This is a genomic window from Pseudomonas phytophila (genome assembly GCF_025643095.1).
Taxonomy (GTDB): domain Bacteria; phylum Pseudomonadota; class Gammaproteobacteria; order Pseudomonadales; family Pseudomonadaceae; genus Aquipseudomonas; species Aquipseudomonas quasicaspiana.
Map to the genome: position 1 here is coordinate 3,054,379 of NZ_CP081201.1, position 24,165 is coordinate 3,078,543.

General features: G+C 57.4%; 14 protein-coding genes. 9 read left to right on the forward strand and 5 right to left on the reverse strand.

All coding sequences use genetic code 11. From position 1 onward, the window contains the following. Positions 1–336: 336 nt before the first annotated feature. Together K3169_RS13745 and K3169_RS13750 are read right to left on the reverse strand one after the other, a co-directional pair. Positions 337–831, reverse strand: coding sequence for a DUF934 domain-containing protein (locus K3169_RS13745; protein WP_027902228.1), 495 nt, complete (start codon positions 829–831; stop codon positions 337–339). Then, positions 815–2,473 carry a nitrite/sulfite reductase gene (locus K3169_RS13750; RefSeq protein WP_231674645.1) on the reverse strand — a complete coding sequence of 553 codons (1,659 nt, stop codon included), beginning with the start codon at positions 2,471–2,473 and terminating at the stop codon, positions 815–817. Before K3169_RS13750 ends, K3169_RS13745 begins: the two co-directional genes overlap by 17 nt. A 496-nt stretch (positions 2,474–2,969) precedes the next feature. Between K3169_RS13750 and K3169_RS13755 the strand changes: the two genes are divergently transcribed. Continuing rightward, positions 2,970–4,112 (forward strand): ABC transporter substrate-binding protein, encoded by a 1,143-nt coding sequence (locus K3169_RS13755; protein WP_122703659.1) that lies wholly within the window; start codon positions 2,970–2,972, stop codon positions 4,110–4,112. On the opposite strand, the gene K3169_RS13760 is transcribed toward K3169_RS13755, so the two are convergent. The 3 genes from K3169_RS13760 to xthA form a co-directional block, all read right to left on the reverse strand. Beyond that, a complete protein-coding gene (locus K3169_RS13760) occupies positions 4,065–4,241 on the reverse strand; it encodes a DUF2970 domain-containing protein (RefSeq protein WP_080238313.1) in 177 nt (58 codons plus the stop codon). The genes K3169_RS13755 and K3169_RS13760 overlap by 48 nt on opposite strands. 284 nt (positions 4,242–4,525) lie before the next feature. After that, a complete protein-coding gene (locus tag K3169_RS13765; protein ID WP_231674644.1) occupies positions 4,526–5,863 on the reverse strand; it encodes a substrate-binding domain-containing protein in 1,338 nt (445 codons plus the stop codon). 197 nt (positions 5,864–6,060) lie between these two features. Then, on the reverse strand, positions 6,061–6,873 hold the full coding sequence (xthA, locus tag K3169_RS13770) for an exodeoxyribonuclease III (RefSeq protein WP_231674643.1): 813 nt from the start codon (positions 6,871–6,873) through the stop codon (positions 6,061–6,063). A 1,027-nt stretch (positions 6,874–7,900) separates the two neighbouring features. Between xthA and K3169_RS13775 the strand changes: the two genes are divergently transcribed. The 8 genes from K3169_RS13775 to K3169_RS13810 all read left to right on the forward strand — a co-directional run bounded on the left by K3169_RS13775 (position 7,901) and on the right by K3169_RS13810 (position 23,853). Further along, on the forward strand, positions 7,901–8,551 hold the full coding sequence (locus K3169_RS13775; protein ID WP_231677562.1) for a GNAT family N-acetyltransferase: 651 nt from the start codon (positions 7,901–7,903) through the stop codon (positions 8,549–8,551). Between the two features lie 66 nt (positions 8,552–8,617). Then, positions 8,618–10,351 carry an autotransporter assembly complex protein TamA gene (locus K3169_RS13780; protein WP_231677563.1) on the forward strand — a complete coding sequence of 578 codons (1,734 nt, stop codon included), beginning with the start codon at positions 8,618–8,620 and terminating at the stop codon, positions 10,349–10,351. Further along, positions 10,348–14,037, forward strand: coding sequence for a translocation/assembly module TamB domain-containing protein (locus K3169_RS13785; protein WP_263271960.1), 3,690 nt, complete (start codon positions 10,348–10,350; stop codon positions 14,035–14,037). The genes K3169_RS13780 and K3169_RS13785 overlap by 4 nt, the downstream gene beginning before the upstream one ends. A 159-nt stretch (positions 14,038–14,196) precedes the next feature. Continuing rightward, positions 14,197–14,697, forward strand: coding sequence for a thiol peroxidase (tpx, locus tag K3169_RS13790; protein WP_095093918.1), 501 nt, complete (start codon positions 14,197–14,199; stop codon positions 14,695–14,697). A 159-nt stretch (positions 14,698–14,856) separates the two neighbouring features. Next, a complete protein-coding gene (locus K3169_RS13795; RefSeq protein WP_099268834.1) occupies positions 14,857–16,167 on the forward strand; it encodes an MdtA/MuxA family multidrug efflux RND transporter periplasmic adaptor subunit in 1,311 nt (436 codons plus the stop codon). Beyond that, complete coding sequence (locus K3169_RS13800; RefSeq protein WP_027897984.1) at positions 16,164–19,274, forward strand: MdtB/MuxB family multidrug efflux RND transporter permease subunit; 3,111 nt, start codon at positions 16,164–16,166, stop codon at positions 19,272–19,274. The genes K3169_RS13795 and K3169_RS13800 overlap by 4 nt, the downstream gene beginning before the upstream one ends. Further along, positions 19,271–22,378: a multidrug efflux RND transporter permease subunit gene (locus K3169_RS13805; protein ID WP_099268836.1), complete on the forward strand. Its 3,108-nt coding sequence runs from the start codon at positions 19,271–19,273 to the stop codon at positions 22,376–22,378. The genes K3169_RS13800 and K3169_RS13805 overlap by 4 nt, the downstream gene beginning before the upstream one ends. Further along, positions 22,375–23,853, forward strand: a complete 1,479-nt coding sequence (locus K3169_RS13810; RefSeq protein WP_231677566.1) for an efflux transporter outer membrane subunit — start codon at positions 22,375–22,377, stop codon at positions 23,851–23,853. Before K3169_RS13805 ends, K3169_RS13810 begins: the two co-directional genes overlap by 4 nt. The last annotated feature ends 312 nt before the right edge of the window (positions 23,854–24,165 follow it).

Genomic DNA, 24,165 nt, shown 5'->3' on the forward strand with positions numbered 1-24,165 from the left:
ATCGCGAATGAATTCGCTCCCACGGGATTGCGCACGACTCGGCTCATGAAGAGCCTGTGGGACCGAGTTCATTCGGGAAGGCGACGTTCCTGACGGTGCAGATACATCGAATGTACCGGCCCCTTCGCGAATGAATTCGCTCCCACGGATTTGTGTTTGCAGGCCAATATAGAATCTCCCACAGTTCTGGTGATCGGCAGAAGAACCAGTTCGCGAGATGTCGAGCCTGAATGCCGCCTCATGAACAAGGTGGTGTGCTATCCCGGTCGCTCCGACCGAAAAAGAAAAAGCCCAGGCTGGAAATCCAGACCTGGGCTTGATCGTGCAACGAAAAACTTAACGTCTGCGGAACAACGGCAGCGGCTCGTCGGTTGCAGCCTGATAGGTCACCGAAAAGTCCTTCAAGCCTTCGAGTGCTTCGTAGGGATCTTTGTCAGCGCGAATCGCGAACGCATCAAAGCCGCAGCGATGCAGGTAAAACAGTTGATCACGCAGTACGTCACCGATAGCGCGCAATTCACCCTTGTAGCCATAACGATCACGCAGCAGGCGGGCGTTGGAGTAGCTGCGTCCGTCGGTGAAGGCAGGGAAGTTCAGGGCGATGACCTGAAACTTGTCGACATCAGCACCGATTTCTTCAGCTTCTTCATCGCTGTCCAGCCAGACACCCAGGCCGCCGTCACGGGCAGCCAGGGCGTGACCGTGCTCGCGCCACAGCGAAAGCGGGACGATCAGGTCGTCACAATTGGACAACTCATCAAAGGACGTTTCCTTGGGCAGCAAGTGCCAGGTTTCATCGATGACTTCGTTATTCTTAATTATTCGCTGCATAGACGCGCTCCTTGAAAGGGTCGATGCCGATACGCTGGTAAGTGTCGATAAAGCGCTCGTCTTCGTTACGTTTTTCAACGTAAACGTCGATCAGCTTCTCGATCACGTCCGGCATAGCGTCCTGGGCGAAGGAAGGGCCGAGGATCTTGCCCAGACTGGCGTCACGACTCGCGCTGCCACCCAGGGAGACCTGATAGAACTCTTCGCCTTTCTTGTCCACGCCCAGAATGCCGATATGGCCGACATGGTGGTGACCGCATGCGTTCATGCAACCGGAAATGTTCAGGTCCAGCTCGCCGATGTCGAACAGGTAATCCAGGTCGTCGAAACGGCGCTGGATGGATTCGGCAATCGGGATCGACTTGGCGTTGGCCAGCGAGCAGAAATCGCCGCCAGGGCAGCAGATGATGTCGGTCAGCAAACCCACGTTAGGGGTGGCGAAGCCTTGCTCACGCAGTTCCTGCCACAACGTGAACAGTTGAGACTCCTCGACGTCGGCAAGAATAATATTCTGCTCGTGAGAGGTACGCAGTTGGCCAAAGCTGTAACGATCGGCCAGATCAGCGACGCCATCGAGTTGCTTGTCGGTCAGGTCGCCCGGTGCAACACCGGTAGGCTTGAGGGACAGGGTGACGGCGACATAACCCGGCTTCTTGTGGGCCAGGGTGTTACGCGTGCGCCAGCGGGCAAAGCCCGGGTGGTCCTGATCCAGTTTTGCAAGCTCTGCGCTGAAATCTTCCAGCGCTTTGTATTCAGGATCGACGAAGTGTTTGGAGACGCGATGCACTTCAGCTTCGGTCAATGTGGTCTGGCCGCCACGCAGGTGGGCCATTTCCGCCTCGACTTTCTCGGCGAAGACTTCCGGTGTCAGTGCTTTGACCAGAATCTTGATCCGCGCCTTGTACTTGTTGTCACGACGGCCGTAGCGGTTGTAAACCCGCAGGATCGCGTCGAGATAGCTCAACAGGTCCTGCCACGGCAGGAATTCGTTGATAAAGGCGCCAACGACGGGCGTACGGCCAAGACCACCGCCAACCAGAACACGGAAGCCAAGCTCGCCTGCTTCGTTACGAATCGGCTCCAGGCCAATATCGTGAACTTCGATGGCGGCGCGGTCACTGGTGGAGCCGTTGATCGCGATCTTGAACTTGCGTGGTAGATAGGCAAATTCCGGGTGGAACGTTGTCCATTGACGGACAATTTCACACCAAGGGCGCGGGTCAACCAACTCGTCAGCCGCTACGCCGGCGAACTGATCAGTGGTGACGTTGCGCAGGCAGTTGCCGCTGGTCTGAATGGCGTGCATCTGCACCGTTGCCAGCTCAGCCAGGATATCGGGGATGTCTTCCAGCGCGGGCCAGTTGAACTGAACGTTCTGCCGTGTGCTGATGTGCGCGTAGCCCTTGTCATAATCGCGAGCGATTTTTGCCATCATCCGTGCCTGGCGTGAAGTCAGCTGGCCGTAAGGCACAGCCACGCGCAGCATTGGCGCAAAACGCTGGATATAGAGGCCATTTTGCAGGCGCAGCGGGCGAAACTCTTCTTCGCTGAGTTCTCCCGCGAGGTAGCGTCGGGTCTGATCACGGAACTGTTTTACACGGTCCTCGATGATCCGCTGGTCGTACTCGTCGTATACGTACATATAGGTCCTGTTCTCAGGCAATTACCACAGCAAATCTGCGCGCACGGCCGCGCACTCCTTACGGAGCCGGGGGAAGATACCAGTTTGCGGATATACGCAAAAGTGGCGTTTACATATATGCAAATAGCTAAAAGTGATAAGCATTCGGTCTGACGCCCTTAACCCTGCTTGTGGTAAGGGCATACCTCGGCTTTACTAGGGTCGAGTCTGACCTGAAATGACCAAAGACTCATTGTTTGATCCGTGCTGCCACTAATAAAACAGACAAGAGGCAATGTGTATGAGCAATCACCCGAAAATGTCCAGAAAAGATAGCCATGTCGACGCCTGGGCTATCTTCTTCATTATTATCCTCGTTATGGGCGCGGCCTTATTCTGGGTCAGTCACTAATAATCGCCATCAGCTAAATTTCACGGTGCAGACAATCGGGTCAGCGGCCGATAGCTAATCAAAGATCTTCAATTGATCTTTGACTACTTCTCAAGGCTTGTTGGTATGACCCGATTTTTCTGCGGCGTGCTCGCTATTGCTTTAGGTTGCTGGCTGAACTCAGCCAGCGCTGCTTCAGTGGTATTTCTAAGCCCCGGTCCGTCATCGGACGGCTATTGGTCGACTTACGCGCGCTTCATGCAGGCTGCGGCAACCCGGCTCGACATGAGCCTCACCGTGCGCTACAGCAATCGTGATACGCGAAAACTGGTTGAATTGGCGCGGGATGCCCTGCAGGGAGAGAGTCGTCCGGATTATTTGATGTTCTCGAACGAGCTCAATATCGCCCCTGAAATTCTTCGCTTGTCCCAAGGCAGCGATGTGAAGCTTTTTGCCGTAAACAACACGTTGACCGCTGACCAGTTGCGCATTCTTGGCGACCTGCCGCAACGCTATCCAAACTTTATCGGCAGCCTGGTCGGGGATGACGAGGAGGGTGGTTACCTGACGGCTAAACGCCTTATTGGCCTGCATGCGCCGTTAGCCGCAGGCGAAACGATGGAAATGCTCGCCTTCGCGGGTACCAACACCACACCGGTTTCCTTGAAGCGCGAGCAGGGCTTGCACCGTGCGCTGGCCGAGCATCCTGAAATCCGTCTGAGGCAGATCGTTTTGGGCGGATGGCGACGCGATCGGGCTTATGAGCAAGCGCTGATGCTGTTCAAGCGCTACCCGCATATCAGCCTGGTCTGGTCTGCGAATGATCAGATGGCATTCGGCGCTATGGATGCAGCCCGAGCTACCGGCCGGGAACCGGGCAAGAGTGTGCTGTTCAGTTCAATCAACTGGTCGCCGCAATCCCTGGACGCTTTACAGGATGGGCGTATCAGCGCTTTGGCCGGCGGGCACTTCATGCTGGGTGGGTTGGCGATGGTTATCCTGCATGATTACGATGCTGGTGATCTGGCGACTCGGAAAAGTATCGGTGCTCGCCTGGCCCTTGTCATGAAAGAAGTGCGTATCAGTGATTTGAAACAGATCCGTATCGACAGCAAACGCGATGATTACGGCGTTGATTTCCGTGCCTTGAGTCTGGAGGGCAAACCTGCTGGAACAGGTTATTCATTCTTGTCGAGTCAGCCCCATCATGCGCCAGTGTCTTCAGCTCAGGGCGAAGTAAAGGACCAGATGCACGGCACCGAACAATAGCGCTGCAAAGAACAGGGTGAACAACAGCCCTATGACTGCAAAATGTATCGGTTTTCCGTGAGTAAAGTCCTGCTCCCGATTTTTCCCGCCATGCACACCGAATGCGGCGGCCAGAACGCTGTGCAGCATTTGCCAGAATGTGGGTGGCTTGCTGTCTTGAGGCTTTGAAGGCTCATCTTCTGATGATGGGTTCACAATGCCTCCTTTTCTTGCTTTTCTGGTATTTGGGAGGATAGCCGAGCGGGAGTCTTAATGGGGCTTCCAAAGGTTGATCATGATCTCAAGCCTGGATTGCCAGGTGGGATTGATCGGGGCGCCGCTCCACTTCGTCGGGAAGGCGCTTTCGCGAGTGAATTCGCCCACCGGAGTGGGGCAGGCCTGGAGACTCACATCAGATTATCGGCAACACCCCATTAATCCACCCAGACCTCCACCCGCCGGTTCTTGATACGACCGTCATCCAGATCATTGGCGGCCACGGGCATTTCGTCACCGAAACCGACCACTTCCCGCAAGGTAATATTGCTCTTCATCAACTCCCGCCGAACCGCCATGCCGCGCAACCTGGAAAGCAGTTGCGCGCGCTGGGGATCGCTTTTGGCGTCGCCAAAGCCAACCAGGGTAACGCGCCGGTCGAGCTTGCCATGCTGTTTCAGATAATCCGCGACCCGCTGCACGTCCAGCAAAGCCTTGTTATCCAGTTTGGCGCTGCCTTGGGCAAAGCGGAAATTGACCGACAAACGCTCGGCTTCCCGGGTCAGTGTCTGGTATTCACTTGGCATTTGCGCCGTGGCCTGAACCTTGATGGTCTGTACCGTCTGCGCGACAAAGCCGTTTTGCGCGACGATCGCCTGACCTTCCGCGCTCTGGGCAAAATCCACCAGCGCAGTTGCCCAGGGCTGGCGCGCTTCGATCGGCAGATAAAGATACAGACGTCGCGACAACGGATAATCCTCGGTGGCAATCAGGCTCACCGTTGGCAACATCGGTCGCGACTCGCCGTCAGCCACTGCTACAGCCTTCGCGTGTCGAACGTAGGGCAGGCCTATAAACCCGATACCGTTGCGATCCCCACTGACCTCGTCGGAAAGTTGTTCGCTGGACTCAAAGCGCTTCGCACCGGCAGCGAGTGTCTTGCCGTACTTGAGCAGGACCAGTTCCTTGAACGTCTCGAAAGTGCCTGATTGTTCGTCGCGAACATAAAGATGGATTTCCCCATCCTTGCCACCCAACGCCTGCCAGTTACGGATTTCCCCGGCGAACACGCGGGCCAGTTGCTCAGTGGTCAGTTCCCGTATGGGATTGCCGGGGTGCAGGATCACCGCGACCCCATCAATGGCGATGACTTGCTCGGCGCCTGGGCTTTTCAGGTTGCCGATTTCCGCGAGATCCTGGATTTCTTTTTCCTTGATCGGGCGTGAAGACGCGGCGATGTCAGCTGTACTGGCCTTCAGTGCGCTGAATCCGGTGCCGGAGCCATGAGCGGCAATCTCAACCTTGAGCGGCTTGCCATCAGCGCTCGTGCCTACGACCCGCAGTTCGTTAACCGAGGGGCCGGGTTCGGTACGCACGGCACGCAAGCCTTGTTTGCGCATGAGTCCTTCAACCAGTGCGGGGCCCAGCTGCGCGTCGATGGTGTTGGAGCCATGAATGCGTAGCACAGGATCGTCGCGTGTGGATGAGGGGAGACTGGCTGTCGCGTCAAACGCCAACAAGGCGAGGGCGGCCAGCAAAGACACAGCGCGCAGCATGTGCGGCACCTTAAATATCAGGAAAGTGCCGGGAGATTAAGTCGGATTGGTTACGGGAAGATGACAGTTGGGTTCGTGCAGGTGCGTTACGACGTGTGACCGGTTTAAACCGTGAAGAGGCCGATATATATGCTGTACATGTGTCAGCAGGAATGCAGCCTTCCGGCTAACACCGGTCTCACGCCATCAGTTGGGAATCAGCTCAACTCCAGCCAGATCGGCGCATGGTCCGACGGCTTTTCCATGCCACGCAGTTCATAATCCACTCCGCCTGCCTTGATGCGAGGCTGCAATCCATTGGACGCCATGATCAGGTCGATGCGCAGGCCGCGCTTGGGTTGATCCTCGAAACCGCGGCTACGGTAGTCAAACCAGCTGAACTGGTCGATGACTTCCGGGTGCAGGTGGCGGAAGCTGTCCACCAGCCCCCAGTTCTTCAAACGTGCCATCCATTCGCGTTCTTCAGGAAGAAAGCTGCATTTACCGGTTTTCAGCCAGCGCTTGGCGTTGTCCGGGCCAATGCCGATGTCGCTGTCTTCCGGAGAGATGTTCACGTCGCCCATGACAATCAGTGGTTGGTCGTTGCTGAAGCGGGTTTCCAGCAGTGTCTGAAGGTCGCTGTAGAAACGTTGTTTGGCGGGGAATTTGGTCGGATGGTCGCGGCTTTCTCCTTGTGGGAAGTAGCCGTTCATGATGGTAATCGGTTGTCCGTTGTCGTCAGCGAATGTGCCCCAGATGAAACGTTTTTGCGATTCGTCATCATCTGTTTCGAAGCCTTTGTGCATCGCCAGAGGCATTTTGCGGGAGAGCAGCGCGACGCCGTAGTGGCCTTTCTGGCCATGGAAATGCACGTGATAGCCCAGCGCTTCGATATCGGCCTGGGGGAATTGTTCGTCCGAGACTTTGGTTTCCTGCAGGCCAATGACGTCGGGCTGGTGTTTTTCGATCAGTGCTGCCAACTGATGAGGGCGGGCGCGAAGCCCGTTGATGTTGAATGAAACGATTTTCATGGGCAGGCAGTCCTGGCAGATACAAAAAAAGCGATGCTAGCTGACATGGCGTTTCATCTCCAGTGTGGAGTTGGGAACTCAGCGTGGAGTTCTTCACACGTCCTTTCCTGGGTGCATATCCTTTGTAGCGGTAACGGCTGATATTGGTTGCGCTTTTACAGCGCCTCACTTTTGAAAGGAGCCCAAAAGTAAGCAAAAGGCTCTTGCCGGTATGCCCCACCACTGGGTCCCTCGCTGTCGCTCGGCATACCCGTAATCCGACATTGCTGCGTGGGGCCGCCGCCACCGGCCATCCATGGCCTGAGGCGGCTAAACCGGCATCCCTGCCGGTTTGCCCCACGCAGCAATATCGAATTCCGGCCGGCGTGGTTTAACGGGGCGCTTAAGATCAAAATCAGAGCAGATCAAGAGCACGGCCTGGGGACTGGATACACGCGGTTTTATGTGGGAGCGGTGCTTGCCCGCGATTCAGGCGCCGCGGTACGTCAGATATACCGCGGCGCCTGAATCGCGGGCAAGCCACGCTCCCACAAAGTCCGTGTTGGTCGGAGCTGAGGTAGCAAGTTCACACAATCAGGTCGGCTGTCAGGCCGCCGCGCTTTTGATTTTGATCTTAGGCGCCCCGTTAAATCACGCTGGCCGGACGCAGATTCTGAAGCGTGGGTAAACCGGCAAGGATGCCGGGTTAGCCGCATTGGGCCATGGATGGCCCGTTGCGGCGGCCCACGGTTCAGGATCTGCGGGCGGGTACACCGAGCATTAGCGAGGTGCCGAGTGGTGGGGCAAGAGCCTTTTGCTTACTTTTGGGCTCCTTTCAAAAGTGAGGCGCTGTAAAAGCGCAGCCAATATCAGCCCTCACCGCAGAAACGGATATGTACACAAGAATCAAGCAATAAAAACGCACGTCCAACTAAGCCCAAATAGCATCCCAAAAGGATATTGGAACTGTGGCTGCGAGCCATGACTCGAACCCTTATAGCAATGGAGCGCTGCCGTCCGAGCTGCGCCGTTAATGAGAGGTTGTTCCATGCCAGAATCGTCTGCCATCGTGGCTGAAGTGCGTCAGCTCGACAGCGGTTACTCGAGGGAAACCCGCTCTCTGCTTTACGAAGCCTATCGCCACGAACCGAGTTTCGCCTACCTGCTCAACGCTCAACGCAGCGGCTTTGACCAACGCGTACGCGCCACAGTCAAAGCATTGGTCAAACAGCACTTTCTTCAGCAACTGCCCGCGATCGGCCTGTTCATCAATGACCGACTGGTCGGTGCAGCGCTGATCGCACCTCCGCAGCGACGCCTGGGTATTACCGAAAGCTGGGCGTGGCGCCTGCGCATGGTGCTCAGCGCCGGCTTCAACTGCACGCGCCGTTACCTGGAATACTACAACGCAGTCTTGGCGTGTCTGCCTTCAGAGTCCGTGCATGTATTACCTCTGCTCGGAATTCATCCAGAATTTCAAAGTGAACAGCTTGGTGAGCAACTGTTGCAGGCTGTACATAATTGGTGCGCCGAAGATGAAAACTCCCAGGGCATCGTCCTCGATACGGGAAATGCGCGATATCTTGAGTTCTTTAAGCGACAGGGTTACGAGGAAATCGGTGAAGTGGCTGTAGGACCCGTCCGCGAACACGTATTTTTCCACCCAAATCCGCAGGTTTCACTGCAAGCCACGGCATAAAGGCATGAAATTTCAACTGCTTGGCGTGTTCCAGTGATAGCCGTTGCCCGTGTTAGCATTCGCGCCATGAAGTTTCTTGCAATGTTTACCAGCGGTTTGATTCTTGGTGTATCCAGCGTCACGGCGTTCGCCGAAGGACAGCTGGATGTAAAGGTCACGCCTGCCAATTCCGCGCTCAAAGCCAACATCGAAGGCTATGTGGGCAGTCCCGGCGAGCGTGATGCTGACAGCCTGCAGCATTTCAGCATCGGTGCCGAAGAGCAGGCGCAGCGCGCAGCGCAGGCGCTGGGTTATTACCAGGCGAAAATCACCAGTGAAGTAAAGACCGGTAAAGACAATCAGCCACACCTGGTTATCAGGGTTCAGCCGGGTGAGCCCATTCATCTGCGCAACGTCACGGTACGCATTGAAGGCGAGGCCGCTTCACTCAAGGCATTTCGGGTCCCCGAAGGCGATGCGCTGAAAAGTGGTGCGGTGCTGAATCATGGTCATTACGAAGACGCCAAGCGCCTGATCCTGAATCAGGCATCTCGCTATGGTTTCTTCTCCGGTCGGTTCATCCAGCAGCGTCTCTCGGTCGATCCTGCTGCCGGTATTGCCGACATCGATCTGGTTTACGACAGCGGTCCACGCTATTCGCTGGGCAAAGTCAGCTTCAGTGGCGACGCGCCTTTTGATGACGACTTGCTGAAGCGCATGGTGCCGTTCAAGGAAAACACGCCTTACGATTCCGAACTGATTGCCGAACTGAATCAGGCGATGCAAACCAGTGGCTATTTCGAGGGCGTGCGTGTGGATGCGGCGCCGACCGCCGCTGTGGGGCAAGAGATTCCTGTCACTGTCCAGCTGGAGACACGTAAACCTCGCACCATGGGCCTCGGGCTGGGTTATTCAACGGACGTCGGACCGCGGGGCAAGGCCAACTGGACCCGGCACTGGGTCAATCCCCAAGGCCACAGCTACGGCATCGAAAGTGAATTGTCTGCACCGCGTCAGAACGTCGGCCTTTGGTATGACATCCCGCTGGACCCGCCGCTGACTGACAAGCTGCGCTTTGCAGGTGGGTATCAATACGAGGAGATCGCCGGGACTGACACGCTGAGCAAGCTGCTCACGGTTGGCCCGGAATGGCACAGCAAATTACCCAGCGGCTGGGAGCGGGTTGTCTCATTGAAGTGGCAGCGCGAGGAGTATCGACTGGGCAATGATTCGGGCCTCAGCACGCTGCTGATGCCGGGCGTCAGCTATTCCTATCTGCGAAGCGACAATCGTATCGATCCGCATAATGGCTACCGCCTGCAGTTCGATGCTCAAGTCGCCAAGGAAGGGCTGATGTCCGATTCGAACCTGCTGCATGGCAATGTGTTGCTGAAGGGCCTGACCACGCTTTGGGACAATCACCGCTTTCTCGCCCGCGTGCAGTTCGGCGGCAACGCCACCAATGGCTATAAATCGATCCCGCCGTCTCTTCGCTTCTTCGCGGGTGGTGACCAAAGCGTTCGCGGTTATGACTATCAGACGCTTTCACCGGAAAACTCCGACGGTGACCGTATTGGCGGACGTTACATGGTGGCGGGCAGTGTCGAATACCAATACTCCATCGCTGAAAAATGGCGAGTAGCGACCTTCGTCGATCAAGGCAACTCTTTCGATACGCTGGAATTGCCGAGCCTCAAGACTGGCGTCGGCATTGGCGTGCGCTGGGTTTCACCGGTAGGCCCGTTGCGCCTGGATCTGGCTCATGCACTGGACGATGACGGCGGCATTCGGCTGCACTTTTCCATGGGGCCTGAGCTATGAAGCCGTTCAACTGGCGACGTTCGCTGAAGGCTCTTGGGTTGGCACTGGTCGCCATTGTGCTGCTGGTGTTTGTCAGTCTGTGGGGGCTACTGGGCACTGAGACGGGTAGCCGATGGGTGTTGGCACGCGTACCGGGTTTGCAGCTGCAAAACTTCAATGGCCGCCTGGGCGGGCAATGGCAGGCTGATCACTTGATTTGGCAACAAGAGGCCACTCGAGTCGAAATAGACAAACCGGTGTTGGACTGGTCGCCTGGGTGCCTGCTGAAAATGACCCTGTGTATCGAGCAGCTTCACGCTGATCAGGTTCGCCTGCAACTGGCCCCGGCTAACGATGCAGCGCAAAGCGAACCTTTGCAGTTGCCCGATCTGAAGCTGCCTTTGGCGATCCGTCTGGGCGATGTGCGTATCGGCAGTGTGTCACTGGATGGCAACGAGCAGGTCGCCGACCTGAAACTGGCCGCGCACTGGACCGCAGAAGGTTTGCGTCTGGATAACGTTCATGCGCGTCGGGATGATCTGGTGCTGGATCTGGCTGGCCTGATTCAGCCGTCCGGGGAGTGGCCTTTGTCCGCCACCGGTTTAGTGAAACTACCTGACGTCGACGGTCGCGCCTGGACACTCAATCTGGATATCCAGGGTGATCTGCTCAAAACCCTGCAGCTCAAGGGCATCAGCAGTGGCTATCTGCAGGGCTTGCTGGACGGCGAACTGCAACCGCTGGCGGAGAACCTGCCCGCACAGTTAAGGATCAGTGCCGAACCGTTCAAAGCGACCGGCTCATTGCCGGATACCCTGCAACTCAATCAGTTACTACTGGATGCGAAGGGCGATCTTCAAAACGGTTATGAGCTACAGGGCTCGGCCAGTCTGCCTGCCGAGCAAGGTCCTGTGGCTCTGGCACTCAACGGGCGCGTTGATGCCAAGGGTGCAGTGATCGAGGCTCTTGATCTGAATGCCAGTGCCGAGCAGCACTTGAGTCTCAAAGGGGCGTTGAACTGGGAACATGAGTTTCGTGCCGATGCGAAGCTCGACTGGCTTGATTTCCCCTGGCACCGCTTGTATCCACTGATCGAAGAACCACAGGTGGCCTTGCGCAAATTCACTGGGGAAGTGTCCTACACCGACGGTAAATATCTGGGGAATTTCAACGCCAATCTTGACGGTCCGGCAGGTGCGTTCAGTCTTGTGAGTCCATTCAGTGGTGATTTGACTCAGATCTTCCTGCCGCAGTTGGAAATGGTTGCCGGGCAGGGTAAGGCCACAGGGCACCTGAACCTGCAATTTGCCGATGGCATCGGCTGGGATACTGCACTGGACCTGAGCGCCATTGACCCTGCCTATTGGGTCGCGCAAATGCCGGGCACGCTGGCCGGACCGCTGCGCAGCAAAGGGCAGATCAGAAACGAGCAGCTGAGCCTGAGCGCGGATCTGGACCTCAAGGGCCGTCTGCGTGGTCAGCCTGCGGCTTTGCAGGTCAAAGCCGATGGTGCGGGTGACAAGTGGAATGTCGGTGCGCTTGAAGTGCGCCTCGGGGATAACCGGGTTCAAGGCAATGGCAGCCTGCAGCAGCGTCTGCTGGGTCAACTGGATATCAACCTGCCGCGGCTGGGGCAGCTATGGCCAGGGCTGCAAGGGCATGTCAAAGGCCGCCTTGATGTGGCCGGAACGTTGAACGCGCCCCAAGGCCAGTTGGGCATGCAAGGCTCGCAATTGGCCTTTCAGGGCAATCAGCTGAAAACGCTGAACGTGAACGCCAGACTCGATAACGCCCAGCGCGCCAATGTCGATATCAAAGGCAATGGTATTCAAGTCGGCGACAAGCAGCTGGGCACTCTTATTGTTGATGCTCAGGGCGATATCAAACGCCAGCAGATGAAGCTCGACTTGCAGGGACCACTGCTAAAACTGGCGCTGGGTCTGGACGGCAACCTCGACAAGGGCAACTGGCGCGGAAGGCTGTCCAGTGGCGATGTGCAGACGGGGGGGCAACGCTGGCAATTGCAGCAGCCGGCCAGGCTGGAGCGTCTGGCTGACGGCAAGGTGAACTTTGGTGCACATTGCTGGCTCTCCGGCGCGGCCAGTCTGTGTGGTGAAGATCAGCGCCTGATGCCCGAACCGCGTCTGCGTTACCACTTGAAGAATTTCCCTCTCGACAGTCTGGCCCAGTGGCTTCCAAAAGATTTTGCCTGGAAAGGCGCGCTTAATGCTGACGTCCAACTCGATGTGCCTGCCGCCGGCCCTAACGGCCAAATTACGGTGAATACCAGCGGTGGAGCGCTGCGCATCAAAGAGAAGGAACAATGGCTGGACTTCCCTTACGAGAGTCTGGTTCTGACCAGCAAACTGACCCCGAAACTCATCGACAGTCGCCTGGATTTCCGTGGTGGAAAGCTTGGGACGTTGCAGGTAAACGCCCGCATTGATCCACTGGCGCAGAACAAGACCTTGAGTGGCGACTTCAACCTGAGCGGGCTTGATCTGTCCATTGCCCGCCCGTTCCTGCCCGTGGTGCAGAAACTCAATGGTCGCTTGAATGGCAGCGGACGTTTGTCTGGTGGTCTTCTGGCGCCGCAAGTGAACGGCAGCGTAAACCTCAGTGGTGGCGAGGTATCCGGGCCAGAGTTGCCGATGAGCGTGCAGGATTTGCAGATTCAGGCGCTGATCGCCGGAGAAAACGTTCAGCTCGACGGCAACTGGAAAAGCGGCGATACCGGGGTAGGGCGTCTGGCCGGGCAGATTGGATGGAGTCAGGCGTTGGCGGTCGATCTGAGCGTCAAAGGTTCGCGTCTCCCAATCATGGTTGAACCTTATGCCAGACTCGAAGCTGCACCTGACCTGAAAATCTCCATGCAGGGCGGTCGTCTGGGCATCTCCGGCAAAGTATTGATTCCCCAAGGCACGATAACTGTTCGTGAGCTGCCGCCGTCCACAGTCAAGTTGTCAGGCGACACCGTGATCGTTGGGCAGCAAACGGAGGAGGGCGAGCCGCCACTGGCGATGGCCATGGACATCGACGTTCAGGTCGGGCAGGAAAAGCTGAGCTTTACAGGCTTCGGGTTGACCGCCGACCTTGCGGGCCGGGTGCACATTGGTGACAACCTGGACACTCGCGGCGAACTCAACCTCAACAATGGCCGCTATCGCGCCTATGGGCAGCGATTGACGATTCGCAAGGCACGGCTGTTGTTTGCCGGGCCAATCGATCAACCGTATCTGGATGTGGAGGCGATTCGGCAAACAGATGATGTTGTCGCGGGCATCCGGTTGTCGGGCAGTGCCGAGCAACCGACCACTACCGTATTCTCCGAGCCCGCCATGAGTCAGGAGCAGGCGTTGTCCTACCTGGTGCTGGGAAGGCCGTTGAACAACACGGGCGAAGACAGCAACATGATGGCCCAGGCTGCCTTGGCGCTAGGGCTGGCGGGCAGTGAGTCAACCACTGGCAAGCTGGCCAAGGATCTGGGTATTCGTGACTTTGAACTGGACACCTCGGGCTCGGGGGAAAAAACCAACGTCGTCGCCAGCGGTAAAATTACCGACAAGCTTAGTTTGCGCTATGGCGTCGGGGTGTTCGAACCAGCGAATACCATTGCCCTGCGCTACATGTTGAGCAAAAAGGTCTACCTGGAAGCTGCAAGTGGTCTGGCCAGTTCGCTGGATATTTTTTACAAACGGGATTTTTGACAAAACCCATGTATCTGCTGGAATTGTGGTGCTCCCGCAAGCGCACGCGTTCCAGAGCAGTAACGCGATTTTATTAACAACCACCTGCACTCTAGGTCGATCAACACTTTCATGGTTAACTTCTCCGTCTAATCAACCCGTGGAAAAAGGACTCAGTTCATGGCTCAAGTGACTCGCAGAGGCAACCCTGTCCAAATCAATGGCGAACTGCCAAAAGTCGGCGCTGCGGCCCCGGCCTTTTCGCTGGTCGGCGGTGATCTGGCTGACGTGACCCTGGCTGACTTTGCTGGCAAGCGCAAAGTGCTGAACATCTTCCCAAGCGTCGACACACCGACCTGCGCAACTTCCGTTCGCAAGTTCAACGCCCAGGCCAATGACCTGACTAACACCGTCGTGCTGTGTATTTCTGCCGACTTGCCGTTCGCACAGGCGCGCTTTTGCGGTGCGGAAGGTCTGGAAAACGTGAAAAATCTCTCCACCCTGCGTGGCGGCGAGTTCATGGAAAACTACGGTGTTGCCATTGCTGATGGTCCGATGGTTGGTCTGACCACTCGCGCTGTCGTCGTACTGGATGAGAACGATAAAGTGCTGCACAGCGAACTGGTCCCGGAAATCGGCCAGGAACCCGACTACGATGCAGCATTGGCCGTATTGAAGTAACACCTGGCAATACCTGGACGGCCTGAATATGTTCAGGCCGTTTTCGTTTACGCTTCAGCTGTTTAACAAAAGTAAGGACAAAGTAAATTGCCGGTAAAGGCGCTTTGCTTGTCACGCATCTGTGCTTATTGTTCAGCCTCCTGAAAAGCCCCATCCGCAATGGTTGATTTATTCATGCAATCGTCTGGCCCCCGTAGTTCCCGTCGCTGGCTCATCAGCCTGTTGGTCCTGTTGATTATCGTCGGCTTGTGCTGGTGGTTGTGGCCTGCATCTGCGCCGGGCAAAGACGGCGCGCACCGCAAATCAGGCAGTACGGCCGAAAGTGGCGTGGCGCGTCCTGGCTTTGGTGGTTCTACTATTCCCGTGCCGGTTCGGGTGGCTCCGGCAGTGCTGGGCGATTTCCCGATTTACTACAAGGCCTTGGGCACCGTGACCGCGATGAACACCATCAATGTGCGCAGCCGGGTGGCGGGCGAACTGGTCAAGATCAACTTTCAGGAAGGGCAAATGGTCAAGGCCGGGGACTTGCTGGCCGAGATTGATCCACGCAGTTATCAGATCGCCCTGCAGCAGGCGGAAGGTACGCTGGCGACCAATCAGGCTCTGCTGAAAAACGCCCAACTGGACGTGCAGCGCTATCGCGGTCTGTATGCCGAAGACAGTATTGCCAAGCAGACGCTGGATACCGCCGAATCGCTGGTCAATCAGTATCAGGGCACGATCAAGACTAATCAGGCAGCGGTAGGTGACGCCAAACTCAATCTTGAATTCACTCGCATTCGTGCCCCGATTGCCGGACGTATCGGCCTCAAGCAGCTGGACGTCGGGAATCTGGTGGCGGCCAATGACACCACGGCGCTGGTGATCATCACCCAGACCAAGCCCATCACCGTTGCTTTCACACTGCCCGAGAAAGACCTGGCCAATGTGATTACCCGCTACCGCAGTGGCGACAAGTTGCCCGTGGAGGCCTGGGATCGTGGTGACTTGAAACAGCAGGCCCAAGGTGTGCTGGCGAGTCTCGACAACCAGATCGATGTGGCCACCGGAACGCTGAAGTTCAAGGCCCGCTTCGAGAACCAGAACGAAGTGCTGTTCCCTAACCAGTTCGTCAATGTGCATCTGTTGGCCGATACCCTCAAGCAGGCTGTATTGGTGCCTACCGCAGCGATTCAGTTCGGTACCAACGGCACCTTTGTGTACGCGATGGATGGCGACAACAAGGTCAAGATCCGCGCACTCAAGACTGGCGCCAACAACGAACAACTGACAGTGGTCAGCGAAGGGCTGTCTGCCGGGGACCGTGTCGTTCTGGAAGGCACTGATCGTCTGCGGGATGGCGCTACGGTAGAAGTGGTCAGCGACAGCAAGGATGTCCCGACGACCCCGGGTCAGCAGCTACAGGGTAAGCCGGGCAAGAGCACTGATGAGTCGGCGTCGGTTGGCAAGGCGGAAAGCACTCGCGCATGAACATCTCCAGACTGTTCATCCTGCGGCCGGTCGCAACGACCCTGAGCATGCTCGCCATCGTTCTGGCCGGTTTGATCGCCTACAAGTTGCTGCCGGTATCTGCACTGCCGCAAGTCGATTACCCGACCATCCGGGTCATGACCTTGTACCCGGGCGCCAGTCCGCAAGTGATGACCAGCGCCGTCACCGCGCCTCTTGAGCGCCAGTTCGGGCAAATGCCGGGGCTGAGTCAGATGGCGTCCACCAGTTCCGGTGGTGCGTCGGTGATTACCTTGCGATTCAGTCTCGACCTGAATATGGACGTGGCCGAGCAGTCGGTACAGGCCGCGATCAACGCCGCGACCAATCTTCTTCCCACTGATTTGCCCGCACCCCCGGTTTATAACAAGGTCAACCCGGCAGACACCCCGGTACTGACTCTGGCCATTACGTCCAAGACCATGTTGTTGCCCAAACTCAACGATCTGGTCGACACGCGCATGGCGCAAAAGATTTCCCAGATCAGTGGCGTCGGCATGGTCAGCATCGCCGGTGGCCAGCGTCAGGCGGTGCGGATAAAGGTCAATCCCGAGGCACTGGCCGCCAACGGCCTGAACCTTGAGGATGTGCGTACCTTGATTGGTGCGTCCAACGTCAATCAGCCCAAGGGTAACTTCGACGGTCCGACCCGGGTGTCGATGCTCGACGCCAACGACCAGCTCAAATCCCCTGAGGAATACGCCAATCTGATTCTGGCCTACAGCAACGGCGCGCCACTGCGTCTCAAGGATGTAGCGGAAATCGTCGATGGTGCCGAGAACGAGCGTCTTGCGGCCTGGGCCAACGAGAATCAGGCGGTGCTCCTCAACATCCAGCGTCAGCCGGGTGCCAACGTTATCGAGGTTGTGGATCGCATCAAGGCGTTGCTGCCGAGCATCACCGATAACTTGCCTGCGGGGCTGGATGTTGTGGTTCTGACGGACCGGACCCAGACGATTCGGGCCTCGGTCAAAGACGTGCAACACGAATTGCTTATTGCCATCGTGTTGGTGGTATTGGTGACTTTCCTGTTTCTGCGTCGATTCAGCGCCACGATTATTCCGTCGATTGCAGTACCGCTGTCTCTGGTGGGCACCTTCGGGGTGATGTACCTGGCGGGTTTTTCGGTCAACAACCTGACATTGATGGCCATGACGATTGCCACCGGTTTCGTGGTCGACGATGCCATCGTTATGCTGGAAAACATCTCACGACATATCGAAGAGGGTGAATCACCGATGCAGGCGGCGCTCAAGGGCGCGAAGCAGATTGGCTTTACGCTGGTGTCGCTGACGATCTCCCTGATTGCCGTATTGATTCCGCTGCTGTTCATGGCTGACGTAGTAGGGCGGTTGTTCCGCGAGTTTGCGATCACCCTGGCGGTGGCGATTCTGATATCGCTGGTTGTGTCGCTGACCCTGACGCCCATGATGTGCGCCCGGTTGCTCAAGCGTGAACCCAGGGAAGAAGAGCAAAGCCGCTTCTACCGCGCTAGCGGTGCCTGGCTGGACTGGCTGGTTGAAGCGTACGGCAACAAGTTGCGCTGGGTGCTCAAGCATCAGCCGCTGACGTTGCTGGTGGCGATTGCCACGCTGGCATTGACCGTCTTCCTTTACATGGTGGTGCCCAAGGGCTTCTTCCCGGTGCAGGACACCGGCGTGATTCAGGGGATTTCCGAGGCACCGCAATCGATTTCCTTCGCCGCCATGAGCGAGCGACAGCAGTCACTGGCGAAAATCATTCTGCAAGATCCCGACGTGACCAGTCTTTCGTCCTACATCGGTGTGGATGGCGATAACGCGACTCTGAACAGCGGGCGTCTGCTGATTAACCTGAAGTCCCACGGCGATCGGGATGTCACCGCAACCGAGATCATCCAGCGCTTGCAGCCGCAACTGGACAAGCTGTCCGGCATACGTCTGTTCCTGCAGCCTGTTCAGGACCTGACCATTGAGGACCGGGTCAGCCGTACCCAGTATCAGTTCAGCATGTCCTCCCCGGACGCCGAATTACTGAGTCTGTGGAGCGGTCGGCTGGTGGATGCGCTGAGCAAGCGTCCGGAACTGACGGATGTTGCCAGCGATTTGCAGGACAAGGGTTTACAGGTCTATCTGGCAATCGACCGTGATGCGGCGAGTCGTGTCGGCGTGACGGTGGCAAACATCACCGATGCGTTGTATGACGCGTTTGGTCAACGGCAGATTTCGACGATCTACACTCAGGCCAGTCAGTATCGGGTGGTGTTGCAGGCCGCATCTGCCAGCGAATTGGGGCCTCAGGCGCTAGAGCAGATTCACGTCAAGACCACCGACGGTGCACAGGTCAAACTGTCGAGTCTGGCCCATGTGGAACAACGTCAGGCGCAACTGGCGATAACACATCTGGGGCAGTTCCCGGCAGTCATGATGTCTTTCAACCTGGCGCCGAATGTTGCACTGGGGTCAGCGGTGGAGATCATTCAGCAGGTCGAGAAAGACATTGGCATGCCCATTGGCGTACAGACCGAGTTTCAGGGGGCAGCGCAAGCCTTCCAGGCTTCGTTGTCCAGCACCTTGCTGCTGATCCTCGCGGCTGTCGTGACCATGTATATCGTGCTGGGCGTGCTCTACGAGAGCTACATCCATCCGATCACCATTCTTTCAACATTGCCGTCAGCGGCGGTGGGGGCCTTGCTGGCGTTGCTGATCAGTGGCAACGATCTGGGCATGATTGCGATTATCGGCATCATCCTGTTGATCGGTATCGTCAAGAAAAACGCCATCATGATGATCGACTTCGCCCTCGATGCAGAGCGCAACCGGGGTGTGGATCCTGAAACAGCCATTTATGAGGCGGCTTTGCTGCGCTTCCGGCCGATTCTGATGACGACAATGGCGGCGTTGTTCGGCGCTGTGCCGCTGATGCTGGCCAGCGGCTCTGGCGCTGAACTGCGTCAACCGTTGGGGCTTGTGATGGTCGGCGGCTTGATGTTGAGCCAGGTGTTGACCTTGTTTACGACACCGGTGATTTACCTGTACTTCGATCGTATGGGCCGCCGCTGGGGCCGGAAACCGGACGCTGATGCGCGTCTGGAGCAGGCCGACGCATGAACCTGTCCGGTCCTTTCATACGCAGGCCGGTAGCAACCATGCTGCTGAGCCTGGCGATCATGCTGTTGGGCGGCGTCAGTTTCGGCTTGCTGCCCGTCGCACCGCTGCCAAACATGGATTTCCCGGTCATCGTGGTGTCCGCCAGTTTGCCGGGTGCCAGCCCCGAGATCATGGCATCCAGTGTCGCGACGCCGCTGGAGCGTTCGCTGGGATCGATTGCCGGTATTAACACCATGAGCAGTCGTTCGAGCCAGGGCTCCACGCGGGTGATCCTGCAATTTGACCTGGACCGCGACATCAACGGCGCGGCGCGGGAAGTGCAGGCGGCGATCAATGCCTCGCGAAACCTGCTGCCCAGCGGTATGCGCAGCATGCCCACCTACAAAAAGGTAAACCCGTCCCAGGCGCCGATCATGGTCCTGTCGCTGACGTCCGAGGTGCTGGAGAAGGGCGAGCTGTATGACCTGGCGTCCACCATCCTTTCCCAAAGCCTGTCTCAGGTCAGCGGTGTGGGTGAAGTACAGATCGGCGGCAGCTCATTGCCCGCAGTGCGCATCGAACTTGAGCCGCAGTTGCTTGACCAGTATGGCGTGTCCCTCGATGAGGTGCGTACGGCGGTCAACAACGCCAACGTCCGTCGTCCGAAAGGGGCAGTGGAAAACTCCCGGTATAACTGGCAGGTTCAGGCTAACGACCAGCTGGAAAAAGCCTCGGATTATGAGTCGCTGATCATTCGTTATCAGGATGGCGCAGCGCTGCGGCTCAAGGATGTCGCGAAAGTCAGCGATGGTGTGGAGAACCGCTACAACTCAGGCTTCTTCAACAAAAAACCTGCCGTGCTGCTGGTTATAAACCGGCAGGCGGGGGCCAACATTATTGAAACCGTGGCGCAGATCAAGGCGCAATTGCCGGCCCTGGAGGCTGTCTTGCCCGCCAGCGCCACGCTCAAGCTGGCGATGGACCGTTCGCCAGTCATCAAGGCGACGCTGCACGAAGCAGAGATGACGCTGTTGATCGCGGTGATTCTGGTGATCCTCGTGGTGTACCTGTTTCTCGGCAACTTCCGGGCTTCGCTGATCCCGACCCTGGCAGTTCCGGTGTCCCTGGTGGGCACTTTCGCGATCATGTACCTGTACGGTTTTTCCCTGAATAACCTGTCGCTGATGGCGTTGATTCTGGCCACCGGGCTGGTGGTCGATGACGCCATTGTGGTCCTGGAAAACATTTCCCGACACATCGATAAAGGCGTTGCCCCGATGCAGGCGGCGTACCTCGGTGCCAAGGAAGTGGGCTTCACGCTGTTGGCCATGAACGTGTCGCTGGTGGCGGTGTTCATCTCGATTCTGTTCATGGGCGGGCTGGTGGAAAGCCTGTTCCGCGAGTTCTCCATTACGCTTTCGGCGTCGATCATCGTCTCGTTGCTGGTTTCCCTGACACTGACGCCTATGCTGTGCGCGCGCTGGCTCAAGCCGCATGTGCCGGGCAGCGAGAACAGGCTGCAACGCTGGAGCAACCGGGTCAATGACCGCATGGTGGCAGGCTACGACCGCAGTCTCGGCTGGGTGATGCGTCATCGACGTCTGACGCTGTTGAGCCTGTTGGTCACAGTGGTAGTCAACGTTGCGTTGTATGTGGTGGTGCCCAAGACATTCCTGCCGACTCAGGACACCGGGCAACTGGTGGGTTTTGTAAGGGGTGATGACGGCCTTTCGTTCACGGTCATGCAGCCTAAGATGGAAATATTCCGCGATGCGATACTTACCGATCCCGCCGTAGACACGGTGACAGGCTTCATCGGTGGTACCAACGGCACCAATAACGCGTTCATGCTGGTGCGGCTCAAGCCCATATCCGAGCGCAAACTCAGCGCCGAACAGGTCGTAGAACGTTTGCGCAAGGAAATGCCCAAGGTGCCGGGCGGGCGGGTGTTTCTGGCCCCTGATCAGGACTTGCAACTGGGCGGTGGCCGCGAGCAGACCACATCGGCCTATCAATACATTCTGCAAAGCGGCGACCTGAATGCGTTGCGTGAGTGGTATCCGAAAGTGGTGGCAGCGCTCAAATCCCTGCCGGAGCTGACTGCCATCGATGCCCGGGAAGGACGCGGTGCCCAGCAGGTCACGTTGCAGGTTGACCGCGACGCCGCCAAACGTCTGGGCATCGACATGGACATGGTGACTGCGGTGCTTAACAACGCTTACAGCCAGCGTCAGGTGTCGACGATTTACGACAGCCTCAACCAGTACAAGGTGGTAATGGAGGTCAATCCCCGATTTGCTCAGGACCCAGCGACTCTTGAGCAGGTTCAGGTGATTACTGCGGACGGCAATCGCGTGCCGCTGTCGAGCATCGCACGCTATGAGCGCAGTCTGGCCGACGACACGGTTTCCCATGACGGTCAGTTTGCTTCGGAAAACATCTCATTCGATCTGGCCGAAGGCTATAGCCTCGATCAGGCCACAGTTGCCATTGAGCGCGCCGTCGCGGGGGTCGGCTTGCCTTCGGATGTGATCGCGAAGATGGCCGGTACCGCCGATGCGTTCGCCGCGACCCAGAAAAGCCAGCCGTGGATGATTCTCGGTGCCTTGCTGGCGGTTTATCTGGTGCTGGGCATCCTGTACGAAAGCTACATTCATCCGCTGACGATTCTGTCCACGCTACCGTCGGCCGGAGTAGGGGCCTTGCTGAGCATTTACGTGCTGGGTTCGCAATTCAGCCTGATCTCGTTGCTGGGCCTGTTCCTTCTGATTGGGGTCGTGAAGAAAAACGCGATCATGATGATTGACCTCGCGCTGCAACTTGAGCGCGACAGTGGCATGAGTCCCGAAGCGTCGATTCGCGCCGCCTGCCTGCAGCGTCTACGGCCTATTCTGATGACGACCATGGCAGCCATACTCGGGGCTCTGCCGCTGCTGTTGAGCACAGCGGATGGCGCTGAAATGCGTCGTCCACTGGGTCTGTGCATCATCGGCGGTCTGGTGTTCAGCCAGGTCCTGACCCTTTACACCACCCCGGTGGTTTACCTCTATCTCGACCGTTTACGCCATCGTTTCAATAAATGGCGTGGCGTGCGCACCGATGCCGCTCTGGAAACTCCGCTATGACCGCACAGCAGAAGATCAAATCCTTCAAACACCGGCCTGGACGCACGCTGTGTCTGGCGTTGTGTGCTGCGCTATTGAGTGCCTGCGCGGTCGGCCCGGATTATCAAAAGCCTGAAATGCCGACGCCTGCGCAGTTCAAGGCGGCTGAAGGCTGGACCCAGGCTGCGCCCAGTGATGCGATGGCCCGGGGCGCCTGGTGGGAGGTTTACGGCGACACGCAACTCAATGGCCTGGTAGAGAAACTCAACAGCTCCAACCAGACCGTCGCCCAGTACGAGGCTCAATACCGTCAGGCCAGGGCGCTGGTTCGCAGTTCTCGCGGGGCGTTCTTCCCGACTCTCGATTTCTCCGCTGGCAAAACCCGTTCAAGCCAAGGCACAGGCAGCAGCAGTTCGAGCCTGAGCAGTTCCAGCAGCGGTATTCGTGACACGTACAACACTCAGTTGGGCGTGAGCTGGGAAGCCGATATCTGGGGCAAGTTGCGCCGCGGACTGGAAGCCGATACTGCCAGCGCCCAGGCCAGTCTTGGCGATCTCGCTGCCATGCGGTTGAGCCTGCAATCAGAGTTGGTGCAGAACTACCTGCAACTGCGGGTGATTGACGAGCAAAAGCGTTTACTGGAGGCCACTGTCGAGGCTTATCAGCGCTCATTGAGACTGACCCAGAATCAATACCGCGCGGGTATTTCCGGGCGTGATTCTGTGGCTCAGGCGCAAACCCAACTGAAAAGTACTCAGGCTGATCTGATCGATCTGGTCTGGCAGCGTGCGCAGTTCGAGAACGCCATTGCCGTGCTGATGGGGCAGGCGCCGGCGGACTTCAATCTGGCGGCCAGCACCTCTATTCCGGCGTTGCCAGCGATTCCTCTGGAGTTGCCGTCGCAGTTGCTTGAGCGTCGCCCGGATATCGCCGCAGCCGAGCGTTCGGTGATGGCGGCCAACGCCAACATCGGAATCGCCAAGGCGGCGTATTACCCGGACCTCACCCTGAGCATGAGTGGTGGTTACAGCAGCAGTACATTCTCCAACTGGATCACCTTGCCCAATCGTTTCTGGTCGGTGGGCCCACAGCTGGCGATGACGCTGTTCGATGGCGGTCAGCGTTCGGCAGAAGTGGACCGCACCGAAGCGGTGTACGACCAGACCGTGGCGCAGTACCGCCAGACTGTCCTGACTGGCTTCCAGGAAGTGGAAAATTACCTGACCCAGCTGAAAGTCTATGAAGACGAAGCCAGCGTGCGCGCCGAGGCACTGGACGCTGCCCGTGAATCTCTGCGCCTGACCAGCAATCAGTACAAGGCTGGCCTCATTGGTTACCTGGACGTGGTCAACGTCCAGGCCACCGCCCTGAGCAATGAGCGCAGCGTGCTGACCTTGCTGCAAAGTCGTCTTATTGCCAGTGTTCAACTGATCGCTGCACTGGGCGGTGGATGGGATGCGCAGAGTGGTCTGGATATGCAGGCGGACAAGGATTGAGGGGACTGATTTTGCTCTGGTTATTCAAAGAGTGTGAATTCGAATGCGATCAAGCTGTGGGGGCAGAGCTTGATCTGGGCGGCATCTCGGCGATAAACGATAACGCGGAATGTCTCTAAGCTGCGTCTCATGCATCGCGGGCAAGCCCGGCTCCCACAAGGGATATGCGCCCACTCGTTCCAACAAATCCGTTACTTTAAAACCCCAGCTGATGGCTATGCGCCATATTTTCGACGAGTGACCGCCACAACCCATTGAACAAACGGTAGAATCGGGTTTTTGACTGGGCATGGATACGCTCATTTATCCAGG

Bases quoted from the DNA above. Each gene is read 5' to 3' on its own strand.
- K3169_RS13745 (WP_027902228.1), bottom strand. From the start codon at position 831: ATGCAGCGAATAATTAAGAATAACGAAGTCATCGATGAAACCTGGCAC.
- K3169_RS13750 (WP_231674645.1), bottom strand. From the start codon at position 2,473: ATGTACGTATACGACGAGTACGACCAGCGGATCATCGAGGACCGTGTA.
- K3169_RS13755 (WP_122703659.1), top strand. From the start codon at position 2,970: ATGACCCGATTTTTCTGCGGCGTGCTCGCTATTGCTTTAGGTTGCTGG.
- K3169_RS13760 (WP_080238313.1), bottom strand. From the start codon at position 4,241: ATGCTGCACAGCGTTCTGGCCGCCGCATTCGGTGTGCATGGCGGGAAA.
- K3169_RS13765 (WP_231674644.1), bottom strand. From the start codon at position 5,863: ATGCTGCGCGCTGTGTCTTTGCTGGCCGCCCTCGCCTTGTTGGCGTTT.
- xthA (WP_231674643.1), bottom strand. From the start codon at position 6,873: ATGAAAATCGTTTCATTCAACATCAACGGGCTTCGCGCCCGCCCTCAT.
- K3169_RS13775 (WP_231677562.1), top strand. From the start codon at position 7,901: ATGCCAGAATCGTCTGCCATCGTGGCTGAAGTGCGTCAGCTCGACAGC.
- K3169_RS13780 (WP_231677563.1), top strand. From the start codon at position 8,618: ATGAAGTTTCTTGCAATGTTTACCAGCGGTTTGATTCTTGGTGTATCC.
- K3169_RS13785 (WP_263271960.1), top strand. From the start codon at position 10,348: ATGAAGCCGTTCAACTGGCGACGTTCGCTGAAGGCTCTTGGGTTGGCA.
- tpx (WP_095093918.1), top strand. From the start codon at position 14,197: ATGGCTCAAGTGACTCGCAGAGGCAACCCTGTCCAAATCAATGGCGAA.
- K3169_RS13795 (WP_099268834.1), top strand. From the start codon at position 14,857: ATGGTTGATTTATTCATGCAATCGTCTGGCCCCCGTAGTTCCCGTCGC.
- K3169_RS13800 (WP_027897984.1), top strand. From the start codon at position 16,164: ATGAACATCTCCAGACTGTTCATCCTGCGGCCGGTCGCAACGACCCTG.
- K3169_RS13805 (WP_099268836.1), top strand. From the start codon at position 19,271: ATGAACCTGTCCGGTCCTTTCATACGCAGGCCGGTAGCAACCATGCTG.
- K3169_RS13810 (WP_231677566.1), top strand. From the start codon at position 22,375: ATGACCGCACAGCAGAAGATCAAATCCTTCAAACACCGGCCTGGACGC.